Source organism: Mycobacterium sp. TH-M25, assembly GCF_057473665.1.
Genome location: NZ_JBYCLA010000265.1, coordinates 1 through 4,945 on the forward strand (window position 1 = coordinate 1; position 4,945 = coordinate 4,945).

A 4,945-nucleotide genomic window follows, 5' to 3' on the forward strand; every position below is an offset into this window, starting at 1 on the left:
CGGGCGTTGGGTGTCGAGCCGGGCGAGCAGCAGCAGATCGTCGATGAGTAGTCCCATGCGACGCGATTCGCTCTCGATGCGCGACATCACCATTTCCATATCGCGCGCCGCACCTTGCCGGTACAACTCGGCGAACCCGCGCATTGTGGTCAGCGGTGTGCGCAACTCGTGGCTGGCGTCGGTGATGAACCGGCGCATGCGGTCTTCGGAAATCACCGCCTGCTCAGCGGAGTATTCAGACGATGCCAGCGCTCGCTGGATCTGGGCGAGCATTCCGTTGAGCGCTGCCGAAAGCCGTCCCACTTCGGTCCTCGAATCACGTTCGGGCACACGAAGATCCAGCTGTCCGGCGGCAATCGCCGCAGCAGTCTGTTCGACTTCGGTCAGCGGTTGCAGGCTTCGATGCACCACCCACGACCCCGCCAGCCCCAAGACCAGCAGCACAGCCATACCGATTCCGAGCTGCAACCAGGCCAGCGAACGGACCGTGTGCTGGATCTCGGACAGGTCGTAGGCGACGGTGACCACCCGGTTATCCCCGCGCATCGAGACGACCCGCCACTGCACCCCCGAGTTGTCCACTGAGCCGACCGTCTTCGGCACGGGTCCGACATCGTCGTTGGCCGGCAGGATGGGTTCGGCGTGGCGGTCGTTGATGACGGTCCTGCCCCGCCCGTCGGCGGACAGGCTGCGCACATAGAAGTTCGACGGCGGACGGTCCAGGTTGGCGCCGTGTGGGGTCTTCAGCGCACCTTTGGGAGCCTGCGCCCAACCCCGCGAGGCCTCCTCCAGCGTCTGGTCGGCGCGCGCGAGTAGATGTTGGTGCAAGATCGAGGTCACCGCGATGCCGGAAGCCGTCAATCCGCACGCCACCAGTAGCAAAGTGGCGGCGACTAATGCAACGCGCAGCGGCATTTCGAACCGAAGACGTCGCGGCATTGGCGTCAGCGAGGCTCCCGCAGCACGTAGCCGACGCCGCGCAGGGTGTGCAGCAGTCGCTTTTCGCCGGTGTCGATCTTGCGGCGTAGGTAGGACACGTACGACTCGACGACGTTGACGTCACCGCCGAAGTCGTAACGCCACACGTGATCCAGAATCTTCGGCTTGCTCAGCACGGTGCCCGCGTTGATCACGAAGTAGCGCAGCAGCGTGAATTCGGTGGGCGACAATGCGACCGGCTCACCGGCCTTCCACACCTCATGGGTATCTTCGTCGATCTCGATGTCGACGAACTTCAGTCGGGCGTTGCGCGACTCGGTGACGCCTTTCCCGGCGCGCCGCAGGATAACTCGCAGCCTGGCGACAACCTCTTCCAGGCTGAACGGCTTGGTGACATAGTCGTCGCCGCCGAGCGTGAGGCCGGCGATCTTGTCCTGCAGCGAGTCACGGGCGGTGAGGAATAACGCGGGCGCGTCGATGCCGTCGGCGCGCAGCCGGCGCAGCACCCCGAAACCATCCATGCCGGGCATCATCACGTCGAGAATTATTGCGTCCGGTTTGACGTCGCGGGCCAGATCCAGCGCCGATGCCCCGTTGGTGGCGGTATGGACTTCGAAGCCTTGGAATTTGAGGCTGACCGATAACAGGTCGACGATGTTGTCTTCATCGTCGACGACGAGCACCCGTGCCTCTGGTGCCGTTTCCTGCATAACTGCTGACATGTCGTCAATTCCCTCTTATCGAGCTGGCAAACGCCTGGAAGGCGCCTGTGCCCAAGCTGAGAGTATGGTGGACGGTCGGCCGAGGCGACCACCACGACATGCATACACTCTTTAGATGAATCTGGGCAAGAGCCTGGCAAGCCTCGCCACCGCGCCGGTGCGGGTCGGGCTCGCGGCCGCCGACGCCGGGGTGGGCATCGCGACAACGGCGCTCGGTATCGCCCACCGCAGCCTCGGTGACAATGCCACCGCGAGCGGCCCCAACTCGGTGGCGCACCTGCTCGGCATCGACGACGCCATGGCCAGGGCCAATCGGCTGGCCCGGTTACTCGACGACGACACCCCGCTCGGGCGCGCGATCGCCACCGACGGACCGATCGACCGCCTGCTGCGCCCGGGCGGCATTGTCGACATGCTGACCGCCGACGGTGGCCTGCTCGACCGGCTGACCGCCGAGGGCGGCGGACTCGAGCGCGCTCTGAAGCCGGGCGGGCTGGTGGACCAGCTGACCGCCGACGACGGGCTGATCGAGCGGGTGCTGGCCGAAGAGGGGCTGGCAGATCGACTGTTGTCCGAGGGCGGACTGATCGACAAGCTGACCGCGCGCAACGGCCCGCTGGAGCAGCTCGCCGGCGTCGCTGACACGCTGGCCCGGCTCGCGCCCGGGATGGAAGCGCTGGAGCCGGCGATCACGACGCTGCAGGATGCGGTGACGACGCTGACAATGGTGGTCAACCCGCTGAGCAGTATCGCCGAGCGGATTCCGCTGCCCGGCCGCCGTTCGAGCAGACCTACTGCGAGCCGCACCGTGCGCTCCCAGCGGGTCATCGACCCCGAGAGCTCAACCCACGACGAGTGAGCCGTGCGGCCTGGCCGGGTTTACAAGACTCGCCTCCCGCGGACCGCTGTCGCCCCGAGACAACTCCTTGACACCGGGCGATGCATCTCTGAGTACGGACTGGGAGTACCGACTGGAATGGAGCCGCGTGAGAGACTCGAACTCTCGACCCTCGCTTTACAAGAGCGATGCTCTACCAACTGAGCTAACGCGGCCTGGGCGGCTCGGTGGAGCCGGGACAATCCTACGACGGGTGACGTCCGATGGGGCTACGCGCCGACTGAAACTGGTGGACGCACCGGCGGCGCCGCCGTGGCCGTCATGAGCGGCAAGGCGTCTCAGCAGCCAGGAGTGAGTTTTAGGTTCCTCGGGGCCCGCGGAATACAGTCAGCCCGACAGGGCGTCGACAGCAAAGGAGTCCTCATGACGTACCGCCGTTTCGCGTGGGCGCTCGTCGCGGTGTTGCTCGCTGCCATCGTCCCGGTTACGGCGCAGGCCGATCCGTCGGTGCCGCCGGGGCAACCGGTGAAGTGCTTGACCAACACCCCCAAAAAGCAGGTTCTCGTTCCCTGCGATCTGCTCAACGCCGGCGCTAACTTCCCGCCGGGGCAGCGTTGCCCACCGCCGCTCGACCAGTATCCGCAGGATGTGCAGGATTGGTGTGGCGTGGGCCCGGGCCTGGCACCTCAACCCCCAGCGCCGCCCACCAGTCCTACCAGTCCCACCAGCCCCACCAGTCCGGCGAAGCCGGGGAGTCCTACGACGACGACGCCACCGGTCGCCACGGCTCCGACGAGCATCGCGACGCCGACCACCACCACCGCAACGACAACGAGTCCGCGCGCGACGCCGTGACAGCGCCAGTGCACCATCACCGAGCCCGTTGAGTCACGTCGACTTTCGCATGCGGTTGACGGTCCTCGGTAGCGGCGGGTGGCTACCCACCAGCTCCCGCCAGACCAGCTGCTATCTGATCACCGCTGGCACCGAGGCGTTAATACTCGATGCGGGAACGGGTTTCGGCGCATTACAGATCAACCCGGCGCTGCTCGACGGGGTCGAGCAGGTGACCGTGGCGCTGAGCCACTTTCACCTCGACCACGTGACTGGCCTCGGCTTCGTCAGCGCTCGAGCGCTGGGCGGCCGGGAACTCACCATTGCCGGGCCGGGCTCGATGGCGTACGGCCGGCCCACCCGATCGATCGTCGAGGAACAGCTGCTCGCATCGCCGCTTCAGACGACCTCGCCACTGGGATCGGCACGCTGGGCAGAATTGGGCTGCGACGCGTTGGGATTCGCCGGTCACGAAATCGAAACCTGGGAACAGACCCGCCACCCCTTGCCGTCGGCCGGCTTTCGCATCGCGGACGTTGTTGCCTACTGCACCGACACCGAGTTCGACCCGGAGACCACCCGGCATGTGGCGGGTGTGGCCACACTGCTACACGAGGCATGGGAGCCCCGTGCTGCCGAACGCGGGCACACCTCAGGCGAGGAGGCCGGCACGATTGCCGCCGAGGCGGGGGTATCGCGCCTGCTGATCACCCACAGCCATCCCCTGCCCGAAGTGGCCGAGCGCACCGCCGCGGCCGCCCAGGGTCGGTTCCACGCCGCACTGCCCGCTGCCGACGGGGCAATTCTAGAGCTCTAACGGCACGATTTGGCCACAATTGGTACGCCCGCACAGGAACGGTGTCAGCACGCATCGTCGCAGCTCAACGCCTTTTCGACGAGATAACCGCGTCGTTACGATTGGTTGGCTCACACCACGGTATTCAGCATGCTGCCGCATACTGGACGCCACGTACCGATCAGCGCGCATACAGGTCATCCAGGGTCCGGCGCTAACCCCGACAAGCTGAGATTGTGGTGGGAGCACTGCAGCAATCCAACCCCAAGCACCGCCACCGCGCGAAGGCGCCGACAAAGCGCCGGCGCACGCTGGGGCATGCCGTCGGGGCGTTCGTCGCCACGGCCGTCTTGCTGACCACGGCATCGGGCTACTGGATGGCACACGGCATGCTGAGCGGGATCACCGTCTCGCAGGCACTGAGCCCTGAGGACCCGAAGTCCAGTGGGAACGGAATAAACATCCTGCTGATCGGACTCGACTCGCGCAAAGACCAGAACGGCGACGACCTGCCCTGGAGCCTGTTGAAGCACTTGCACGCCGGCGACTCCGACGACGGCGGCTACAACACCAACACGCTGATCCTGGCGCACATCGGCCCCGACGACAAAGTGTCGGCGTTCTCGATCCCACGCGACGACTGGGTCGCGTGGAACGGCGTACCCGGCTACCACCACATCACTATCAAAGTGGCCTCCGGGCTGACCAAGCTGTCCGTCGAGCATAAAATGTTCGACATGGGCATCAGCGACCTGATGGAGTTGGAGACCATGGGGCGCGAAGCCGCCCGCGCCGCGACCCTCAAGGCGGTGCGGA

General features: G+C 66.0%; 5 protein-coding genes, 1 tRNA gene and 1 pseudogene. 4 read left to right on the forward strand and 3 right to left on the reverse strand.

Annotated elements, in window-relative coordinates; genetic code table 11:
* Positions 1 to 939 (reverse strand): histidine kinase dimerization/phospho-acceptor domain-containing protein (locus tag AC2VOU_RS09035; protein ID WP_486957074.1); only part of this gene is annotated, 939 nt, incomplete at its 3' end.
* A gap of 5 nt (positions 940 to 944) precedes the next feature.
* On the reverse strand, positions 945 to 1,661 hold the full coding sequence (locus tag AC2VOU_RS09040; RefSeq protein ID WP_486957075.1) for a response regulator transcription factor: 717 nt from the start codon (positions 1,659 to 1,661) through the stop codon (positions 945 to 947).
* Positions 1,662 to 1,776: 115 nt separating this feature from the next.
* On the opposite strand from AC2VOU_RS09040, the gene AC2VOU_RS09045 reads away from it, so the two are divergent.
* Positions 1,777 to 2,520: a hypothetical protein gene (locus AC2VOU_RS09045; RefSeq protein WP_486957076.1), complete on the forward strand. Its 744-nt coding sequence runs from the start codon at positions 1,777 to 1,779 to the stop codon at positions 2,518 to 2,520.
* A gap of 118 nt (positions 2,521 to 2,638) precedes the next feature.
* Here the strand turns inward: AC2VOU_RS09045 and AC2VOU_RS09050 are convergent.
* A tRNA-Thr gene (locus AC2VOU_RS09050) sits at positions 2,639 to 2,714 on the reverse strand.
* Positions 2,715 to 2,922: 208 nt separating this feature from the next.
* On the opposite strand from AC2VOU_RS09050, the gene AC2VOU_RS09055 reads away from it, so the two are divergent.
* The 3 genes and pseudogenes from AC2VOU_RS09055 to AC2VOU_RS09065 form a co-directional block, all read left to right on the forward strand.
* A complete protein-coding gene (locus tag AC2VOU_RS09055) occupies positions 2,923 to 3,354 on the forward strand; it encodes a hypothetical protein (RefSeq protein ID WP_486957077.1) in 432 nt (143 codons plus the stop codon).
* Between the two features lie 49 nt (positions 3,355 to 3,403).
* Positions 3,404 to 4,150 (forward strand): MBL fold metallo-hydrolase, encoded by a 747-nt coding sequence (locus AC2VOU_RS09060; protein WP_486957078.1) that lies wholly within the window; start codon positions 3,404 to 3,406, stop codon positions 4,148 to 4,150.
* A gap of 227 nt (positions 4,151 to 4,377) precedes the next feature.
* A pseudogene (locus AC2VOU_RS09065) lies at positions 4,378 to 4,945 on the forward strand (LCP family protein); the annotation flags it as partial.

Excerpts from the sequence above, each read along its gene's own strand:
- AC2VOU_RS09040 (WP_486957075.1), bottom strand. The coding sequence starts at position 1,661 with ATGTCAGCAGTTATGCAGGAAACGGCACCAGAGGCACGGGTGCTCGTC.
- AC2VOU_RS09045 (WP_486957076.1), top strand. The coding sequence starts at position 1,777 with ATGAATCTGGGCAAGAGCCTGGCAAGCCTCGCCACCGCGCCGGTGCGG.
- AC2VOU_RS09055 (WP_486957077.1), top strand. The coding sequence starts at position 2,923 with ATGACGTACCGCCGTTTCGCGTGGGCGCTCGTCGCGGTGTTGCTCGCT.
- AC2VOU_RS09060 (WP_486957078.1), top strand. The coding sequence starts at position 3,404 with ATGCGGTTGACGGTCCTCGGTAGCGGCGGGTGGCTACCCACCAGCTCC.